The sequence below is a fragment of the Rhizobium sp. USDA 3886 genome, assembly GCF_056279785.1.
Genome location: NZ_JBWCDC010000001.1, coordinates 2,419,576 through 2,438,260, shown reverse-complemented (window position 1 = coordinate 2,438,260; position 18,685 = coordinate 2,419,576). Strand labels below are relative to the sequence as shown.

General features: G+C 60.1%; 15 protein-coding genes. 4 read left to right on the top strand and 11 right to left on the bottom strand.

What is annotated here, in order from left to right; genetic code table 11:
- Positions 1-2 precede the first annotated feature (2 nt).
- The 4 genes from ACZ9BX_RS12505 to ACZ9BX_RS12490 form a co-directional block, all read right to left on the bottom strand.
- A complete protein-coding gene (locus ACZ9BX_RS12505) occupies positions 3-641 on the bottom strand; it encodes a nuclear transport factor 2 family protein (protein ID WP_476218244.1) in 639 nt (212 codons plus the stop codon).
- Positions 642-778: 137 nt separating this feature from the next.
- Positions 779-2,710, bottom strand: coding sequence for a S8 family serine peptidase (locus tag ACZ9BX_RS12500; RefSeq protein WP_476218242.1), 1,932 nt, complete (start codon positions 2,708-2,710; stop codon positions 779-781).
- A complete protein-coding gene (locus tag ACZ9BX_RS12495) occupies positions 2,637-3,479 on the bottom strand; it encodes a hypothetical protein (protein WP_476218240.1) in 843 nt (280 codons plus the stop codon). The genes ACZ9BX_RS12500 and ACZ9BX_RS12495 overlap by 74 nt, the downstream gene beginning before the upstream one ends.
- An 840-nt stretch (positions 3,480-4,319) precedes the next feature.
- Complete coding sequence (locus tag ACZ9BX_RS12490) at positions 4,320-5,531, bottom strand: TIGR03862 family flavoprotein (RefSeq protein ID WP_476218238.1); 1,212 nt, start codon at positions 5,529-5,531, stop codon at positions 4,320-4,322.
- Between the two features lie 118 nt (positions 5,532-5,649).
- Between ACZ9BX_RS12490 and ACZ9BX_RS12485 the strand changes: the two genes are divergently transcribed.
- Positions 5,650-6,075: an OsmC family protein gene (locus ACZ9BX_RS12485; protein WP_476218236.1), complete on the top strand. Its 426-nt coding sequence runs from the start codon at positions 5,650-5,652 to the stop codon at positions 6,073-6,075.
- A 125-nt stretch (positions 6,076-6,200) separates the two neighbouring features.
- Positions 6,201-7,097, top strand: a complete 897-nt coding sequence (locus tag ACZ9BX_RS12480) for a DMT family transporter (RefSeq protein WP_476218234.1) — start codon at positions 6,201-6,203, stop codon at positions 7,095-7,097.
- A gap of 1 nt (position 7,098) precedes the next feature.
- On the opposite strand, the gene ACZ9BX_RS12475 is transcribed toward ACZ9BX_RS12480, so the two are convergent.
- The 7 genes from ACZ9BX_RS12475 to ACZ9BX_RS12445 all read right to left on the bottom strand — a co-directional run bounded on the left by ACZ9BX_RS12475 (position 7,099) and on the right by ACZ9BX_RS12445 (position 16,949).
- Positions 7,099-8,121, bottom strand: coding sequence for a polysaccharide pyruvyl transferase family protein (locus ACZ9BX_RS12475; RefSeq protein ID WP_476218232.1), 1,023 nt, complete (start codon positions 8,119-8,121; stop codon positions 7,099-7,101).
- 33 nt (positions 8,122-8,154) lie between these two features.
- On the bottom strand, positions 8,155-9,645 hold the full coding sequence (locus tag ACZ9BX_RS12470) for a lipopolysaccharide biosynthesis protein (protein ID WP_132559139.1): 1,491 nt from the start codon (positions 9,643-9,645) through the stop codon (positions 8,155-8,157).
- A gap of 53 nt (positions 9,646-9,698) precedes the next feature.
- Positions 9,699-10,631 (bottom strand): glycosyltransferase family 2 protein, encoded by a 933-nt coding sequence (locus ACZ9BX_RS12465; protein WP_476218230.1) that lies wholly within the window; start codon positions 10,629-10,631, stop codon positions 9,699-9,701.
- A gap of 498 nt (positions 10,632-11,129) precedes the next feature.
- Positions 11,130-12,707, bottom strand: a complete 1,578-nt coding sequence (locus ACZ9BX_RS12460; protein WP_476218228.1) for a VOC family protein — start codon at positions 12,705-12,707, stop codon at positions 11,130-11,132.
- A gap of 62 nt (positions 12,708-12,769) precedes the next feature.
- Entirely contained in the window at positions 12,770-14,389 is a 1,620-nt protein-coding gene (locus ACZ9BX_RS12455; protein WP_476218226.1) for a response regulator, read from the bottom strand.
- A gap of 3 nt (positions 14,390-14,392) precedes the next feature.
- On the bottom strand, positions 14,393-14,818 hold the full coding sequence (locus tag ACZ9BX_RS12450; protein ID WP_476218224.1) for a response regulator: 426 nt from the start codon (positions 14,816-14,818) through the stop codon (positions 14,393-14,395).
- A complete protein-coding gene (locus ACZ9BX_RS12445; RefSeq protein WP_476218223.1) occupies positions 14,805-16,949 on the bottom strand; it encodes a sensor histidine kinase in 2,145 nt (714 codons plus the stop codon). Before ACZ9BX_RS12445 ends, ACZ9BX_RS12450 begins: the two co-directional genes overlap by 14 nt.
- A gap of 189 nt (positions 16,950-17,138) precedes the next feature.
- Between ACZ9BX_RS12445 and ACZ9BX_RS12440 the strand changes: the two genes are divergently transcribed.
- Both ACZ9BX_RS12440 and ACZ9BX_RS12435 read left to right on the top strand, forming a co-directional pair.
- The gene (locus tag ACZ9BX_RS12440; protein WP_132559151.1) at positions 17,139-17,519 is read left to right on the top strand and encodes a response regulator; all 381 of its coding nucleotides are present in this window, start codon (positions 17,139-17,141) and stop codon (positions 17,517-17,519) included.
- A gap of 462 nt (positions 17,520-17,981) precedes the next feature.
- Positions 17,982-18,677, top strand: a complete 696-nt coding sequence (locus ACZ9BX_RS12435) for a response regulator transcription factor (protein WP_476218221.1) — start codon at positions 17,982-17,984, stop codon at positions 18,675-18,677.
- Positions 18,678-18,685 lie beyond the last annotated feature (8 nt).

Genomic DNA, 18,685 nt, shown 5'->3' with positions numbered 1-18,685 from the left:
ACTCACCGTCCCATGGGCTCGAATTCCGGTGTGTCGGCGTAGACCGTCAGCTTCGTGAACTTCCAGTTCCCGGCACCATCCTTTTCGAGGGTACCTCTTATGTCGGCCGTATAGTCCGGCTCCGGCTGCACTCGATCGCCGTCGCTCCGTTGAACAGTGACCATCATCGTGGTCTTCGAGTCGAGTATGGCCTGGACCTTGTCGGGACTGCTGCGCAGAAGAGTATTGGCAAGAACGTGTCGGGGTTGGAATACATCTTCTGTCTGGTCGAACTCTTCTCGAATCTTCATTTTGATTTCTACATTCGATGGAGCGATGTAGATTCGAACGTTTCCTTCACCGGTGCAGACCTCGTAGCTTCCGGTGTCAGTAAACAAAGCCGCGAACCTGTCGGCGTCACGCTGATCAAGAGCCCAGGCAAAGCGGCTGAACAGGTCGTTGATCTTTTGCCGGTCGTCAGCCGGCACAGTGACGCCACCCCATTGCGTTTCGATACCGGCTTCGATCGGAGGCTCCGGCTGCTTCACTGTGCAGTCGGCGGCAAATGCCGATTGGCAGGGCGCCAGCAGGATTCCGACGGCAAGGGCAAGTGCCGCCGGGATCGACCGGTCAACAAAGAAAAATTTCTTATGGTCTTTCATGGTATCCCCTCTTGCTCGATAGTTGCACGGAATGCGCACTCGATGTTCAGTCAAGAGCAACGCCAAAAGCGCATTGATTGCGGCCCGCCAGTATTGTCACGCGGTGGTAGACCACTTCGTTGATGGCGGACGAACAACTAATCTTCCGGCAGGAAGCGCAGGCTCAATCCGCCGATGAGCGTGGTCTTCTTGCCTTCCACCTCCGCCTGCGACAGAGTCACGGCGCCTTTTCCGGATGCGTTCCCGATCGTCACGGTGACAGGAACCTGCTCTAACGGTTTGAGATCGAACGGCTTTCCGACCTTGAGGGGGTCGCTCGATACCTCCCAATCAGCCGGCGCCGTCACGCGAAGTTCGGTCCGTATCGGCCTGTCGAACGGGTTCCGGACGAGGAGCCGCTCGACTAAAGAGCGCATGATAGGCAGATTCAGATAATTGCGGTGCGAAACGTTGTTATCGTTAGGCGTTATCCCATCGACGAAGAAGCTCGCCTTTGAAGCCTGCGAGATAGGGTCTTGTGGGGAATCCACCATCGCGAGCAAACAGAAGTGGCTCGATAAAGCCGGGTCGACTGCAGGCGCCGGAAAGTCGAACTGCACGAGCCGGGCTGCGTCGTCGCTTGTCATCGCTACCGAGGCGCCCGAGTAGTCGAGATTTGCGACTGTACATGTCGTCGCGCTCGAGCCGGCACAGTTGAGCGGATGCCATTGCGACGTATCCGTAGAGTCGGCCGGAAACTGCGTCCAAAAGTCGGCCGGCAGCGGCGGCAACGCAGTGCCGAACTGCACCCAGTGCACCTTGACCGTCGCCGTCGCGGCCTCCTCAGGGCCGCGGTTGCGCATGCGAACATAGACCCGGTTGACGTCGCCACTCACGGCGCTGGGCGTCTCATCGGTAAAGTTTTCGAATGTCGCAGCGCTCGGCGCCGTTTGGTATGGCGGGGCGTCCACCTTTATGTCCATGCTCTCCCAATGGCCGATCGTGCCACGCGGGGCTTCGAACAGCGTATTGCTAGGCTGCCCGGTGTTGCCCCAGTCCAGGCGGTTGTCGCGCAGAAAGAGGTCGACGCCGGCGCGGCCGCCCTGAGCGCCAGAACCAACAGCGCGCACGGCCTCGAACGCGTTGAGGCGCCCCCAGCCGTGGCCAGGTGCGCCAGATGACGGGGCGCTAAACCCGTTGCCCGGAGAATAGGCGCCGACTGAATCCTCGATCTTGTCCGCCGTGTCCTGCAGCAGGCGCTGAACCTCCAGCCGAGTGAGACCCGGGCTCGCGGCGAGGACCAGGCCCGCCACCCCGGCGGTCAAAGGTGTTGACGACGACGTGCCGATGAAGCAGCGCGTGTAGTCGAGCGCGTCGGCGGGCGGCGGAACTAGCTCCGGGCAGGGAGCAAGGATGTCATTGCTGTTGTATCCTGCGTATCCCAACATGTCGGTTGTGGTGATCCACAACGTTCCCCGGCCCGAAGAGATGGTCGACAGCCAGGCTGTCGGAGCCAGGAGATCCAGGCACGTTCCGAAGGAGGCAAGATCGTCGGACAAGTCCCGGTTGGTCGAACGCCCCACCGCGATCACGCTGTCCAGGGACGGAAGGCGCGAGGAGCCGCAATCGTCGACGTGTGAGTTGTGCATGGCAAGGAAGACGACGCTGCCCAGCCCCCCGTGGCCCGACGTTGCCGCGCTATTCAGAGCATTCTCGAGCGCCGGAGCCGCAGGATAACCCCAACTGTTCGATATAACTGCTGCACCGTTGCGCTCGGCATAGCGGATCGCCGCGGCGACCTTCGAAACCGCTGATGCCGCGCCAATGCGGAGCAGCATCATGCTGCATTGAGGGCAGCTGCCCGTGACGCCGAGCGTGTTGTTGCCTCTTGCTGCCGCCACACCGGCGACGGCCGTGCCGTGCCTACTGCCGGCGGCGCTATCGGGCCCTGAGGGATCGTTGTCATTCTGGACGAAATCCCAGCCGTTAACATCGTCTATATAGCCGTTGCCGTCATCATCGGCTCCGGTGGTGCCGCCAATCTCGCTCGCGTTCTCCCACAAATTGGGCTGCAGGTCCGGGTGCGTCATCTCGAAGCCGAAGTCGATAATCGCAATCGTTGTACCGGCCCCCGCCCTGCTCCATATCCCACGCCAGCGACGTGTCGATGTCTGCATCCTCAGTACCCATGCCCTGCGCGGTGTTGCGATGATGCCATTGCTGCCCGAATAACGGGTCGTTCGGCACGAATTCGCGCGGCTCGACGACGGTGATGAAGTCGGGATGCGCAAACTCAACGAGATCGGTCATCAATTGAAACCGGGCGCTGAGCTGCAAAGCGTCGGCCCTCGAGGTTTCGTCGACCCGTAAGACAAACTGGTTCGCGGAATAAATACTGGCCTCTACGATCGACACCGAATTCTCGCCGATCAGCTCCCGTATCCGCTCGCCCGAGACCTCAGGCTTGAACTGAACGAGGAGTTCGTCGGTGACGATGAGCGGGGTGTCAATGCCAGGCGCCGTCCCGACAACACCGGCTTGGGCTATCAGCTCGTCGCCCTCCCGCTTCAGGATGCGTGGAAGCTGAACCAGTTCAGCCCGCTGCCTGCGGCCGATATCAAGGATGTACAGTCCTCCCGGCAATTGCTCCGCGATTTTGTACCCGCGATCGGCCGCGAAATCCCTGACCTTCTCGAACGTAGCCTCTTCGCGGGCAAGAATGCCGACCCGACTGGAGTTGATCGAGAGCGGAACCTTTTCGCCCTGCAACTCCAGAAAGTCCGTCGGCTCCTGGCCCGCCGCGTATCCGCCGACCAGCAACACGACTGTTATTGCAGCAAGAACAGTGAGGATCCGCATGGGTTTCTCTCCAAGCAACGCTGCCGTGGATTGCACAAGTCGGCTTCCACGCCGTAACAGTGTGTCGGCTCCGGCACTAACCCGCGCCAACCAAGCCGGGTCAAGTGGCTTTCTGAGGCGCAGAAGTATAGCCGTGTTAGAATGAAGAGCAAATAGCTCCTATGCATTATAGGACTTCATATATTGACGCAAAAATATCCTGATTTTTAGAAGTAGCTTTTGAATTCCTTTGTTTTATCGAAACGCGAGGTATCCCGGATAGTGACTTGTTCTTCAATAGTTCTCTCTTTTGTGCCTCCCGCAGCCGACATTTGCTCCTCTAGCATGCTTTTCGCCAGACTGAGGTCGGATGAGCATTTTGGCAGGAATTATAGTCTTGAGCCTTTTGGCTTGACGGCTCGCGGATCGCCTTGGATCTGTGGCTGCCGAGATCGTCGAGAACGGCGATGGCGCCGGTGTCAACGGCTCGAATCATTGGCTGGGACAGTAGGCGCGGAAGCCGTGGCCATTCATTGGCCCGCCGACATGGGCGACGTTGTCGCTACCAACTCGTCTGGATGACAGGTGGTGACCGCGAAGGCACCGAGGTCTGTGATGTGTGTTCCATAATAGGTCGGCGGTCCAGTGTTCGACAGCAGCTTCCGCGCTAGGGAACGTGACGCCCTTTCTGCAACGCTTAACCACAGGGTAAACGAGCCCCAACACCACAGGATCGATACAGGATGAGACTCATTCGACAATATCAGGGTGATGATACCGGAGAGATTATTGGCATTCTCTATTGCATTCCAGAACCACTACACGGCACCATTCTTCCTCCCGCGATGATCCAGATGGCTGTTATTGGCTTTCAAGCCAGCTATCGAGTCCGATGGCGGCAGCCCTCCCCATCGCCAAACACGCCGTCAGCAGATACCCGCCTGTCGGCGCTTCCCAGTCGAGCATTTCTCCGGCGGCGAAGAGGCCGGGGATGACTTCTAGCATGTAGCTGTCGTCAAGCGCGCTCCATTCGATGCCGCCGGCGGAGGATATGGCCTCAGTGGTGGGGCGGGGGCGGGTGAGTGGGATCGGTAGGGATTTGATGAGGTTTGCAAGCCTCGAAGCGTCCTGGAGGCCGGTTTCGCTGGCGAGCTCGCGCAGCAGGGCGGTTTTGACACCGTCGAGGCCGGCGCCTTTGCGCAGGCGGTTGGAGAGGCTGGCTTTCCTGTTCTGCCGGGCGAGGTCCTTTGCCAGGCGCTCAGTGCTTCGGCCGGGTGCGAGATCGATGAGCAGGGATGTGGGCTTGCCGCTTGCGAGCGTGTCGCGCAGTGCTGCGGAATGGGCGTAGACGAGGCTGCCTTCGATGCCGTGGCGGGTGATGACGAACTCGCCGGGAAAGGTGCCGGTGGGCGAGGTGGCGGTGACGGACTTGAGTGGCTCGCCAGCGAAACGCTCGCGGAAGGTTTCGCTCCAATCGACGTCGAAGCCGCAATTGGCGGGTTGGAACGGCGCGATGCTCACGCCCTTTTCCCGGAGCCAGGGCACCCAGGCAGCATTCGAGCCGAGGCGCGGCCAGCTGGCTCCGCCAAGGGCCAGCAAGGCGGCATCAGGGTGGACGACGAGACAGCCTTTCGGCGTCTCGAACGCGTAACCATCCGCCTCGAAACCGGTCCAGCGGTGGCGCGTCAGGATTTCGACGCCCTGCCCCTCAAGACGTGCGATCCAGGCGCGCAGGAGCGGCGAGGCCTTCATGACCTTCGGGAAGACGCGGCCCGACGAACCGGTGAAGGTCTCGGTGCCCAGTCCCTCCGCCCACGCGCGGACATCGTCGGGTGTGAAGCCGTCCAAGGCGGTCCGCAACCGGTCGGACGCCTTGCCGAAGCGGGTGACGAAGCGCGCGTAATCTTCCGAATGAGTGATATTGAGGCCGGACTTTCCAGCGAGCAGGAATTTGCGCGCCACCGTGGGCATGGCTTCGTAGACGGTGACGGCGTGGCCGGATGCCGAAAGCACCTCGGCCGCCATCAGGCCCGCCGGCCCGCCGCCGATGATCGCGATCTGTTTTTTCTTCATGGCTCGCCTGATACAGGATTCACGCCCGCGCGTCTCTGGATTTGCGGAAAGCGGATTCGTTGCGGGCCACCGGCAAACTCACTAATTTGAGATCCCACGATCAACGGAGTTTCGCGGCATGGCCGACCTCAAGGCAAAACAAAGACCAACTGGCGCCACCGCCGTTCTAGGGCGCACCGGCTTTCCGCATGTCACCTCGATGACGAAGGGAGAGCTAGACATCGTCACAAGCCCGTCGCAGCCGGGTTTCAACCCGCTGGACCTGCTCTATTCCTCGCTTTCCGCCTGCCTGGTGCTGAGCGCGCGCATCGCCGCAAGCCAGATGGGCGTGCTCGACAGGATCACCGAATTGACGGCGGATGTGACGGGCGAGAAAGCGACGGAAGGGCCTTCGCGCGTCATGACGTTCAATATCGCCTTCGGCATCAAGGGCGATATCGACGAGGAGACGCGGCAGAAGATCGCTCATGCGGCGGAAGAGATCTGCACGGTGAGCAATACGATCCGCGGCAAGCCGGAATTCGCAACGGTGATTTCCGGCTGAGGCAACCGGACATCAATCACTTTTGCCCGCCATTGTCGCTCCTGCGCTATCTTCGGTTGCTTTCATCTGGTAACTCGCTGCCGATCGCCGCTTTCACTGGACGCGGCGCAGAAAGCATCGAGATCATGTCGCAAGCCGCTTCCGCAACCGTCGAGACAGCACCTTCCAATCGCCTTGCCCTCGCGGCACTGATCGTTGGCGGGGCGGCGATCGGCGGCTCGCCGATCTTCGTGCGGCTGTCGGAAGTCGGGCCGATGGCGACCGCGTTCTGGCGCGTTGCGCTCGCCCTGATACCGATCGTCCTATTCTCGTTGATCAAGGGCAAGGATGCCGGACCGAAACCGGAAAAGCTTTCGGATTATGGGCTGCTAGTCCTGCCGGGCGTAATCCTCGCCATGGATCTTGCTGCCTGGCATCTCTCGATCACCATGACGTCGGTCGCCAATGCGACGCTGCTGGCGAACCTTGCGCCCGTCTTCGTCACGATTATCGGCTTCCTGTTCTTCCGCGCGGCCGTGACGCGGCTCTTCGTTATCGGTCTGGCGCTGGCATTGGCCGGCGTCGTCATCCTGAAGGGCGGGCCTTCGGCCTTTGGGAACGGGGATCTGGCGGGCGATGGTATCGCGATCGTCGCGGCGTTGTTCTACGCCGGCTACATCCTTGCGATCGGCAGGCTTAGAAGCCGGTTCGATACCATCCGAATCATGCTCTGGAGCACGGCGTCTGCCGCGGTTACCATCTTTCCGCTGGCTTTGGCCTTCGAGGATCAGATCTTACCGGCCACCGCCTATGGCTGGGCGATGGTTTTCGGCCTCGCCTTCGTCAGCCATGCCGGCGGGCAAGTAGCGATCGCTTATGCGCTCGCCTATCTGCCGGCCGCCTTCTCCTCGCTGACGCTGCTGCTCCAGCCGGTCGTCGCGGCGATCCTTGCCTGGATTTTGCTGAGCGAAGCGATCGGTCCAATGCAGGCGATCGGCGGCGCAGTGGTGCTCGCCGGGATCATGATCGCCCGGCGAGGTTAGATCAGGCGACCGCGGCAGGCCTCACACGCCGGGCATCGAGGATGGCAAGCGCCTCGTCGACGGTGGCGGCAAGCGTTGCCTTTTCCGTATTGCAGGTACCCCAAGCTTCGATGAAGCTGCTCGTCTTACCGTAGCTGTTGTCCAGCACGCAATGATCGGCGCCGATCAATACGCACATGATGTGGCCGTGCATGCGGTCGGTGATGACCTGACGGGCCGAGCCGAGCAGCGCCACGCCGCGATCGAAACGCTGCTGCGCGCGCTCGCGATAGGCAAGCTCCGTCATGCGGGCACGCCCGCCGATCTTGCCGGACATCAGGCCCTTCAGGATCGCGGTATGCTTGGTCTGCCGCTGGAAATCGGCGGGCTCATCCGGCCAATCGGATTTGACGGTGCCGGGACGTCCCGTGGCAGCGGTGAGATCCTGCGGTGTCCCGACTTCCTGATCTTCGCGGAGATTGAGCAGCAGCTCGTGCTGCGGTGCCGGGCGCGCGACCGGGCCGATGCAGAAGGCCATGTCCGGGCAAAGGCGCGTGTCGCACTGGAACCAGCGGCGCGCGAATTCCAGGCTCTTCTTGTCGCGCACCAGGAGGGTGAAGTTGCCGTGCTGCTCGATGGCGCGGGCCGTGCTGTCGATATTGGCCTGTTCCTTGAAATGGATCGTCTGCGGCATCTGGATGATCGGCCGGCCCTTGAATTTCGTCAGCATGCCTTCCCGGAACTGACGGTAGCCGGCCCATATGTCGCCGAAATTGCCGCCGCCGTGCAGGAAGATACGGCCACTGCCAATCGTCGCGAGCATCCGCTCCTCGTCATAGGTCGGAATCTCGGTCACATAAGCCGGCCGCGTCTTGCGGCGGTCGAAATAGGCAAGCTCGCCGAGCCAGATGGCGCTGTCGCCGATATTGTAGTGGTTGGGAAAATCGAGCAGAGCGAAGCGCTCCGCCGGATCGACGAGATCGGAGAGGTTGTTGGCGATCAGTCCTTGAAGGCGGTTGATGATCGTAATGTTGGTTTCCTGCATGAAAGGCTCCTGTTTACTGGCCTGGCTGCGAAGCTAGGCCTCGGCGCGTTTGCCGAACGGCAGCAGCGACTTGCCGAGTGCGATATAGGGACGGATGGCCTTTCTGCCGAAGATCGGCAGAAAGGCCAGATAGACGATTGCGCCGAGCCCGATGCTGGCGCCGAGAGCTATCCAGCGGCTTTGCAGATGTTCGGCGATGTAGGGATGGGCGAACCAGACGCAGACAGCCATAACCGCGCTGCCACAGAAGGGAAGGGCGACCGCCTTGAATGTGCCGGCTGCATCGATCCCGGCATACTTGCTCAGCACATATTGCTGGTAAGGCATCGTCAGCCAGGCCCGCAGCACATAGCCTGCCGCAACCGCGAGGATGCCGTAGGGGATCAGTAGCCAGGTGAGGATCAGCGTCGCCACAAGCTGGAGGGCGGCCACCGAGAGGATCGATTCCGCACGGTTGGCCGCGGAAAGCGCCGAGGATGCGAAGAAGTTCGTCACAAACGGCACGGACATCAGCACCAGCACGGTGGCGATATCGCCGGCATTGCCCCATTTGTCGCCGAAGAGCAGGGCGATCATGTCGTTCGACAGCGCGCCGAAACCGAAGAGCAGCGGGATCGTGCCGAGAGCGGCCGCACCGACGATCTTGTTGTAGGCATTGCGGAAGGCGGTGCGATCGTTCTGCAGGCGCGACAGCGTGACGAGCGAAACGCTGCCGATGGGCGCAAGGACGGCCTGGCCGATTAGTTCAATCAGCCGCCAGGCGATGCGGTAACGGCCGACTTCAACGGCGCCGTACCAGCGGGAAATGAAGATATCCTGCACGCGGGCAAGCAGCATCCACATGAGCTGCGTGACCACGAGGCTGACGCTGAAGAGGAAGACCGAACGGAATTTCTCGAGATTGAAGCGCAGGCGCGGCATCCACGGGTACGACACCCAGCCGAGGACGACGGTGACGGCGGCAGTGACCGCAGTCTGCGCCACCAGCGCCCAGATGCCCCAGCCGAGCCAGGCGCAGACGACGGCGGTGATGCCGGAGAGCAGGCTCGCGGCGATGCTCTGCGCCGCAAGGCTCTTGTGGCCGAAATCGCGTGCCAGCCGCGCATTGTGAATAACTGCAAGCGACGAAAGGGGCAGCAGCGGCGCCAGCCATTGCAGGATGCCCGCCACCGAAGGATCGCGGACGAGCTGGCCGTAATAGGGCGCGAAGACGAAGACGAGGGAGGCGACGACGGCGCTGAAGGCGACCGTTGCCCAGAAGCAGGTATCGGCGAGTTCCTCGTCGAGATCGAGCTGCCGGGTAATCGCATCGCCAAGCCCGGCATAGGCGAGCACGCGGCCGATCTCGACGAAAAGGCTTGCGAGCGCGAAGGTTCCGAAATCAGCGGGCCCGAGGATGCGGGCAAGGATGACGAAGATGACAAAGGTTGCGACGGTGCTCCACGCGACGCGGATCACCGACCAGAGGACGGAGAGCGCCGTCTTCTTCTTCAGGTCGGCATGCGCAACTGCATTATCTGCCATTCAGGCTCCAATCGAATGTGGTGCGCAATCGAGGGCATTGCGGCGATGACGGATCAGCTGCGGATCGCTGATGTCGCGCGTTTCGCCTTGGCGCTCCGCCAATAGGCGAGCATGCCGGTGATATTGTCGCGAAGCTGGCGGCGATAGGTGAGCCCCATCTCGTCGCTCATCCTGCGACCGCTGATCGCTTCCTTGATTGCCTGGCGGATATCCCAGCGCAGCATGCCGCGCATGTTGGAGCGCCGGTCGAACATGTATTTCGCATAGAGCGCGCCATTGCCGAAGGCATAGCCCGCGTGCAGGCGGTGAATGTCCTCGATCTTGCGGCGGCCATGGAAGTGCTTGACGACGACATCGGGGGAATATTCGACACGGATGCCGGCGTTGAAGGCGCGGTGAATGTAATCCGTATCCTCCCCCGAGCGGAAGGGCGATCCGGCGCCGAAGCGCGGATCGAAGAGGCCAATCGCTTCGCAAAGCGCCTTCGGGAAGGCCATGTTGCAGCCGTGGATGAAACCGCCGGCATGAAGCTCGCTGGTCAATGCGGCGGGCTCGCGTTCGGTCTTGATGGTGACCGGAAGATCGCGCGCATCACCGAGCTCGACCCGCCCTCCTCGCATGACGATCTCGGTATCATCGGCGAAGGCGGCATCGATGGTCGTGAAGTACTCGGGGAACACTTCGCAATCATCATCTGTAAAGGCAAGGAGACGGCCGGCGGCGGCGGCAATCCCGCTATTGCGGGCATTGGCAAGGCCGGGCAGCGTTTCGTAGATGAGATTGGTATCGATCGGCGCCAAGGCCGCCCATTTGCGGAAGACGTCCGAGGTGTCGTCGGTCGACCCATTGTCCACGAAGACGAGTTCAAGGCGCAAATGGCCTGCCTGCCGCGCGGCGGCGGCGATGGCATCCAGGCAGTTCAATAGGCCATAGGCCCGATTTCTCGAAGAGATGATCAGGCTGATGTCAACAGGCCGAGGAGGCATTCATTTCCCCTTCTGCGATCGATGTCCGGGTGAAGATAGGCCGCACATCAAGGTTCGGCAAGGATTTTTTGCGCTGCAGCAAAATAGAACAGATACGGTAAAAACAGAAGAAATGAGGTAATTTGTTGACGAAGACGTGTCGTTTGACGAGAGTTAGAAACTCCAACGAAGAAACATGTAATAATATTTGATGGCTATTGTATTTATAGACAGAGTGTATAGCCTTGAGAAAATTTGCCTGTGTTTTGTTATGTTTTATTTTATGGATGTATCGTATATTTCTTCGAAATGATTCAAGTAATATTTTACCTCATGGCGATGGGATGTTTCCGTTTTCATTGAGGCAAATGCAGAGATCATCGAATTGAGTGATGCCGACAAGAGTTGAGCAAAAAAGTCCTTCTGGCAAAGATAATGGTTGGAAACACATCTGGACTAAACTCGTTGGAGGAAGTCCGTTCCAAGAAATCATCACGCTTCGGAAGGCTTTCCAGGGCGTTATTGCGGGGCGCTGGCCTGGCGGGTTTTCTGCAGAAGCCACTTCTGGATGATCGGCACATCGGCATCGCCGAGGTCATGGCCGCCGGAGATGACGTCCGAATCGACGGTCGCGCCGGCGGTTTTCAGCCGTGTCTGAAGCTCGTTCGCATACCGGCCATAGGCGTCGGTCTTGCCGCTGATGACGAGCAGATCCGTGCCCGTAAGGTCGGCACGCGGATAGTTCGTCAGGACCGGCATGGAGCGGAGCAGCACGGCGCGGTGCACGAGGCTCGGATGCAGGTAGAGCAGCGAGTTCAGCAGATTGGCGCCGTTGGAATAGCCGACATAGATGATCTTCTTCGGATCGAGGCCATAGGATTTGACGGCGCTGTCGATAAAGGCGGCGAAGGCTTCCGCCTCGTTCTTGATGTCGTCCTGATCGAAGGCGAATGGCGTTATGCGCTTGTACCAGCGCGGGAAGCCTTCTTCCGTTGCGCGGCCGCGCACGCCGAGCAGTGTGGCGCGCGGCGACACCTTATGCAGCAGCGGCATCAGCGTCGTCTCGTTGCCGCCCGATCCGTGAAGCAGCACGAACACGCTGCCGTCCGGATCCGGTGGTGTGTAGAAGCGGTGGACGAAGGGCAGGTCGCGATAGTTCACGCGGGGCTCGCCGGGCATGGAGAACTGCGGCAGGACCACCTTCAGGTCCTCGAGATTGGTGATTGGATCCTTCGGCGGCACGAAGAGCATGGAGCCGAGGGTTTCGGCCGGTTCATCGACGGTCATGCCGGGCTTGTCCGTCGCAAGTTCGGCCAGCGTGCCGCCAGGCTCGCGGGCATAGAGCGAGCGGAAATATTTGCGGTCATGCATGCTGGTTGCCGAGAAGTTCGTCTCCCGGAGCGCTTCGTGAACTGTCGACAACTGCGCGTCGTCGGTGGCGCGGAAAGCCACGTGATCGACCGTGCCTGTTCCCGGCGCACCGGACCAGAAGCCGCGGGCATTGCGGACATCGATGACGTCGCCCGATTGCGAGACGAGACGATCGATCGCGCCCTTGCTCACCTGGAAGCGATAGCCGAAGTGTCTTTCGAGGAAGCTGCGGCTTTCCTCAGGCACTTCCGTCAGCATGGTCGCGCCGCGGATGCGCTGCACGGCGTGCTCGACCGGCACCGGACCGCCACGCCAGGGCGCGGCGCTCTTCAGTTCCTTGTTGCCGGTGAGCTTCAGGATGATGTTGTCGGGATCCTTGAGACGCAGCACCGTCTCGCCGAACTCGTCTCCCGGCCCCTCCATGCGCAGGCCGAAACTCATGGCCCGCGTCAGCCAGTAGCCGATGCTCGTAGGGTCGATGGCAAGCGCGATCTCGCTGATCTGCCCGAAGCCCGCGCGTCCTGGTGAACCGTCTTCCCACGCGAGGAAGGTGAGAAGCGAACCGGGTGTGCCGGCAGCGTCGCCATAGAAGAGATGCAACTGCGTCGCGTCTTCGAATCCGGCCGTCCGTTTGACAAGCCGCAGGCCGAGGAAGCCTGCGTAGAAGTCGACGTTCGCTTGCACTTTGCGGGTAATCGCCGTCACGTGATGTATGCCAGAAACCATTGAGAGCAGTCCAGATTGGATAGGAGTAGCGAGCAATGCCAGAACGAGAGCCGATATGAAAGTCATGCCAGTGCCGTAGAAGATTGCCTTGATTGTTCTACACACAGAACGAGCGAATCGCCGAGCGGTTGCAGTTTCAACGTACCAACGTCCTCCAGCATCTGTTCCAGTTGCTGCAGGGTTGGCGGCTTCACCATATAAGCGAGCGCGCCGAGCTCCTTCGCCCTTTGAATATCGCCTTCGTCGCTTGATGTGCTGAGGATGCAGACCGGAATGCCGCGGAGCCGTCCGTCAGCTGCAAGCGCACTCAGGACCTCGAAGCCGTCCATGAGCGGCATGTTGATGTCGAGCAGCATCAGGTCCATCGGCGGCTGATCCGGTATTGCGGCACGCTGTTCGAGCAGCCGCATCGCCTCGCGGCCGTTCGCCGCGACATGAAGATTGAAGCTGACCTTCTCGCGGCGCATGAGCTTCAGTTTCAGAAGCTGTATGTCGGCTGGGCTGTCTTCGACGAGCAATACTTCAGCAAGCCTGCGGGTCGCCTCCGTCGCATGTTCGTACGGCCGGACGCGTTGAGCGGCAGGCATAGCCATGGGTGCTGCGGCGGCTGCCAGGGCAAGGGGCACTTCGAGGATGAAGGTCGTGCCTTCGCCGCCACGCGCCTCGCACCAGATCGCGCCGCCGTGCAGCTGCGCTATGCGACGGCAGATGGCCAAGCCGAGGCCGGTTCCTTCGATGCCGCGGCCGACGAGTCGTTTGAACGGCTGGAAAATCAGCTCGCAATGCTGGGGATCGATGCCGGGACCGTTGTCGCTGACGGAAAGACGACAAATGCCGCTGTTTGCCGTCGCGGCGATCCTGATCTCCGGCGTGCGGTTCTCGCAATAGCGGATGGAATTCGAGACGAGGTTCTGCAGAAGCTGGATCAGCAACGTCGCATCGCCCATTACTTCCGGCAGGTCCCCGCGAGTGATCGCTGCCTGACCGCTTTCGATCTGCCGATGGAGATTATCCTCCACCTGATCGAGCACCGAAGCGAGCGCGACGGGCTTCAGCTCGAGGTCGGCGGCAACTTCGAGCTTGGTAAAACCCGAAACCTTAACGATCAGGTCCTCCATGTGGTCGGCGGCGCTCAGCACGTAGTCGAGAAGCTCGCGATCCTCGGCTGGCAGTGAAGAGGAACCGTGCAGGATCTTGCTGAAGGACTTGATGGTTCTCAGCGGTTCTTTGAGGTCGTGCGCCATCGCACGCGTGAAGATTTCGAGAGATTGGCGCTTCTGCTCCAGCTTGGTTTCCAGCGCGCCATGCATGATGGCATTCTGGATGCAGCGGTGCAGCGCTTCCGGCGACAGCGCATCCTTGGTCAGATAATCCCGCGCGCCGCTCTTCATCACTTCGACGGCAACCGTCTCGTTGCCTTGGCCCGTCAGCATGATGACATTGGCGGATGGATAGAGCTTGAGGATCTCCGCAAGAATGCCGAGGCCGTCGCGGCCGGGCAGAGAGTAATCGAGCAGGATGCAGTGCGGCCGTTTTTCCCTGATCAGCACGAGGCCCTCGTCTCCGGTTTCGGCCTCGGATACAGCGTAGGCGGTGCCCGGTACGCGGTCCAGCATGCGCCGGTAGACCTCGCGGTCGTCGATGTTGTCGTCGATGATCAGTATCGAGCAGACTTCTGCCAATCGTCACTCCTCTAAGGGCAGTATGGCAATCTCGAACCAGTATTCCTTCAGCCTTTGTATGGCTGCAAAAAGGCCGTCCAGATCGACGGGCTTCTGCACATAGGTATTGGCGCCGAGGGCATAGCAGCCCTCGATGTCGCGCTCATCGTCGGAGGTCGTCAGGATGACGACCGGTATCTTGTGCCAGTGCGCATTGGATTTGATCGCCTCCAGCGTCTTGCGGCCGTCGAGCCCCGGCATGTTGAGATCGAGCAGGATCAGGCCCGGCCGCGGGCTCATGGCCGTCAGCATATCGAGAGCTTCTTGTCCCGAAGCCGCCCAGTGGATCGGGTTGCGCAGGTTCGTGCGCTTGAAAGCGCGGATCGTCGCCTCGAAGTCGTCCTCGCTATCCTCGACGATGAGGATTGGTTGCGTGTCACGCTGCTGCATTCTGGCCCTCGCGCTTCCTGCCCAAAGTGAAATAGAACGTCGTACCGATGCCGATTTCCGATTCCAGCCATATCTCGCCATTGTGACGGGTGATAATCTTGCGGACGAAGGTCAAACCGGCCCCCGTTCCGTCATCCGAATCCTGCGATTTTTCCAGGCGTTTGAAAATGCGGAAAATATCCTCATGGAATTCCTTGGCTATGCCTTTGCCGTTGTCTTTGACGAAAAAGACGTTATGCGCCGTCGTGCCGTCCCTGGCGACGAAGCGCTCGAGATAGCCGATGCTGACGAGCGGTCGGGGCTTGTCGTTGTATTTGATCGCATTGGTAATGAGGTTCCGGAAGACTTCCGTGAGCCGCGGCGCATCGCAGACCACCTCAGGCAATTGGCCGTCGATGACGACCTTGGCATGCCGCTCTTCCAGAAGCAATTCCATGGTGGCGACCACATCCTTGACGACGAGGTTGATATCGGTGCGCTTCACCGCAAGCTGCTGGCGGCCGATCCGCGAGAAATAGAGGAGGTCGTTGACCAGCTTCTCCATGCGCTGGCTGAGCCGCACCAGGCGGTTGAGGCGCCGCACGCCATCGTCATCGAGCTGGCCCCCGTAGTCCTCCAACAGGAAGCGCGAGTGGTTATGTAGCCCGCGCAGCGGCTCCTTCAAATCATGCGAAGCGATATAGGCGAACTCGTCGAGGTCGTGATTGCTGCGCTCCAGATCGGCGGTATAGTCTTCAAGCTGCGCCAGCGTCGTCCTCAGCCGCTCCTCCTGGTTCACGCGCTCGCTGATATCGCGAAGGATCCCGACAAAGGTCTTTATTCCGCCGCTCTTCACCTCGCTGATGGAAACGTCGAGTGGAAAGACGGCATTGTTCTTGCGCCGCCCGGAAACCTCGCGTGTCGTGCCGATGATCCGCTGCTCGCCGGTTTCGGCATAGTGGCTGAGATAGCCGTCGTGCTCCGAATGATAGGGCTCCGACATCAGCATCTTGACGTTCCTGCCGATCACCTCTTGCGGCGCGTAGCCGAACATCTGTTCGGCGGCTGGGTTGAAGCTCGAGATCGTTCCCTTTTCATCGATCGTGAGTACCGCGTCCGGCGTATTGCGCACCAACGCACTGAAGCGGATGCGCTCGGTCTCCAGGCTCATCCTGTTCCGAACATAGTAGAACACAAGCAAGGCAATCAGCCACAGCATGACGACGGTGATCGACCGGTTCGTGATCTCGTGCCAGAGACTCGCACTATCGTGGCGGACGGCAAAGAAGCCGAGCAGGACGAGGATCGTGCACACGAGGGCGAAGAGAAGCGACGCCTTCCGGTTCCTGAACCAGAGGGCGGTCAACACCAGCGGCACGTAGAGAATGCCGTTCGCCACTCCAAGGGGCGTGTAGAGATCTGCGAGAAGTCCGGTGAAGCACACGAGCGCCGGAACCCAGAGCGGTATGCGACCGCGGCTTTCGGGCTGCCGCCACCAGGCGCTTGCGAGCAATCCCCCACCGAAGGTCACCACGCCAATTGCCGTCGGCAGCGCCATCGCTGCATAAGGCCCCCAGCGGTAGCCTTGTTCGGCATTCGTGACATAGCCGGCAAGGGCGATCATGCCGAGCGTGACGACGACATAGCTTATCAGTTCCTGGATAAGCGGGGCCCGGGCTTCCCGCCAGTTCTGGGATGCGATCAGCGACAGATTGCCGAGCAGGAAGATCAGCGAAGCATTCGGCCCCATGCCGCCGCCGATCTGCGCGGCAAAATCCGGAGGAATAAGAATGTTGGTCAACAGCCGGTCGACGTTATGAACGGTGCGACCGAGGGTGGCGATCTCGATCAACCGGGCGAGCACAATCAGGACGACGGACGCGGAGGCGATCGTTGAGAGAAGGGACGCCAGCGGCCGGCGCCTGGCGGACGTGGAAAGTGCGATGCCTGACAGAACAAAACAGAGCGCCGTGTTGAACGCCATCGAGGGGAAATCAGGAACGAAAGACGTGATGACCTCGACCCGCAACAACCAGCCCGCAAGTACAGTCAGGCCGAGAAGGACGAGCAGAAGGCCGATGACGATGACGGCGGAGCGATAGCGCTTCCCCGTCCTTTGCGGGTCGTCCTGTAGCCATGCCGCATTCCACACGTCGTCAAGCCTCCCCGATCGGGTGCCAATTCTTGCTGAAATCCCGAAAGACACAATAGGAAAACGTATGGTTGCGCGGCTGATTCAGCGGTTGAGGCCTGCCGCCGCTATCGATTGCCGGAAAATACGGCTAGTCTGGCAAAAACGCACAATCGAGGAGCATTCCGGGGTCGCCGGATGCAAGCACCGATGCCGGTCATATTTTATATCGATGACAGCAGAGATGATCTTTTCTACCTCGACTACATCCGCAAGAAGGAGCGGATCGCTGTTGATCTCTTCTGTTTTACAACAGCAGAGGCGGCTTTGACCGCCCTGGAGCAGCGATTTGCCAAAAGCGCAGCACTTCCGGACATGCTGATCGCCGATCTTTATATGCCCCTCGACAGTGGTCTCGCACTCATCGCGCGGCTTCGCATGGAGGCTCGGTTCATCCCGATACGGCTTTGTGTCTGCAGCGGCTCGGATGCGGAGGAAGATCGCGAGCGCGCCCTGGCTGCAGGCGCTGATTCCTTTCTGCAAAAACCTCTCGACTTTGCGGCAATTCTGCGTCCTCGAACGTTGCGCTGAATGCAAAATAGCACGCAAACAGCTGTAAATCCGGCGCCAAGCGCGGCTGGAAACGGCGATTGACAAGGCTGTTTCAGGATTTCAAGATACAACCACTGGGGAAGAGGAGTGATTTGAGCACTGAGAGAGCCGACCTGTCCAGATTCGCCGCCACGAATTCCAGCCAACCCCTAGCTGAGTGGACCTATCAGCTCTCTCGTGCTTACTTCCGGCACTTCTTCCGCTCTTCATGGATGGTGAACAACGGAATTGCGATACCTAGGTAAGAATTACGACTGTCCTGTGTATCACTTGCGGTTGAGAGAATTGATGCCGTTCCGCCTTCAGGATACTGGAAGTCCCCACTCCGTTATCCTTATCAATTGTCTCGCAACTTTTGTAACTTCTTGCATGCGCGACGTATATCCCAAGATTTCGGGATGACGGTGATTTCCGGAGATTCGACATAGGGATTTTGCTGTAATGACCAATGCTGCGGCGGTTCCATTTCATACCGGGCCCGAGCTTAGCCGGGCGATCAATCGCACCGACTTTTTCCGCCTCTTCAAGGCGGCGGCGCATCACTATCGCTTTGACAATTTCGCGCTTGCGCGCATTTCCGAGGCGAATGCACCTTTCGGCGAGCGTGAAATCGTCATCACCAATATTGCCGAACGCCGGGCCCCGCTTTTCATCCAGATGCTCAAGGAAGCGCTGGGTCCCGTCAAGGCAAAAACCGCGCAGTTTCTGACGACGCCTGTCTACGGCAAGAGCGGGTCAATCGAGGCTGACCTCGTATTCAATGAATTCAACCGCAATACGTTTCTGCTCATTCCTCTCTTCACGCCGGAGGGGCGGCGCTACTGCCTCGTCCTCAGCGGCACGCGGTCGGAGCCCGATCAGGGAGAAGTTGCCGACGTTCTGCTCGATGCCATGCGCATTTTTGACAAGCTTTACGAGGAAATCTTGACGCAAGAGATGTCAGGGCGCCTGACGCAGCGGGAGGCGGAAATCGTCAAATGGACCAGCGAAGGCAAGACTTCAGCGGAGATCGCGATCATTCTCGGATTGTCGGAACATACCGTAAATTCTCATATCACGGCGGCGGTCAGGAAGCTTAATGCGGTGAACCGCGTTCATATGGTGGCGATCGCCCTCAGGAATGGCTTGGTTTCGTGACCGGAGAC

What these genes read in the sequence shown, in the direction of transcription:
- ACZ9BX_RS12505 (WP_476218244.1), bottom strand. Translation starts at nt 641, where the DNA reads ATGAAAGACCATAAGAAATTTTTCTTTGTTGACCGGTCGATCCCGGCG.
- ACZ9BX_RS12500 (WP_476218242.1), bottom strand. Translation starts at nt 2,710, where the DNA reads ATGACGCACCCGGACCTGCAGCCCAATTTGTGGGAGAACGCGAGCGAG.
- ACZ9BX_RS12495 (WP_476218240.1), bottom strand. Translation starts at nt 3,479, where the DNA reads ATGCGGATCCTCACTGTTCTTGCTGCAATAACAGTCGTGTTGCTGGTC.
- ACZ9BX_RS12490 (WP_476218238.1), bottom strand. Translation starts at nt 5,531, where the DNA reads ATGAAGAAAAAACAGATCGCGATCATCGGCGGCGGGCCGGCGGGCCTG.
- ACZ9BX_RS12485 (WP_476218236.1), top strand. Translation starts at nt 5,650, where the DNA reads ATGGCCGACCTCAAGGCAAAACAAAGACCAACTGGCGCCACCGCCGTT.
- ACZ9BX_RS12480 (WP_476218234.1), top strand. Translation starts at nt 6,201, where the DNA reads ATGTCGCAAGCCGCTTCCGCAACCGTCGAGACAGCACCTTCCAATCGC.
- ACZ9BX_RS12475 (WP_476218232.1), bottom strand. Translation starts at nt 8,121, where the DNA reads ATGCAGGAAACCAACATTACGATCATCAACCGCCTTCAAGGACTGATC.
- ACZ9BX_RS12470 (WP_132559139.1), bottom strand. Translation starts at nt 9,645, where the DNA reads ATGGCAGATAATGCAGTTGCGCATGCCGACCTGAAGAAGAAGACGGCG.
- ACZ9BX_RS12465 (WP_476218230.1), bottom strand. Translation starts at nt 10,631, where the DNA reads ATGCCTCCTCGGCCTGTTGACATCAGCCTGATCATCTCTTCGAGAAAT.
- ACZ9BX_RS12460 (WP_476218228.1), bottom strand. Translation starts at nt 12,707, where the DNA reads ATGGTTTCTGGCATACATCACGTGACGGCGATTACCCGCAAAGTGCAA.
- ACZ9BX_RS12450 (WP_476218224.1), bottom strand. Translation starts at nt 14,818, where the DNA reads ATGCAGCAGCGTGACACGCAACCAATCCTCATCGTCGAGGATAGCGAG.
- ACZ9BX_RS12440 (WP_132559151.1), top strand. Translation starts at nt 17,139, where the DNA reads ATGCCGGTCATATTTTATATCGATGACAGCAGAGATGATCTTTTCTAC.
- ACZ9BX_RS12435 (WP_476218221.1), top strand. Translation starts at nt 17,982, where the DNA reads ATGACCAATGCTGCGGCGGTTCCATTTCATACCGGGCCCGAGCTTAGC.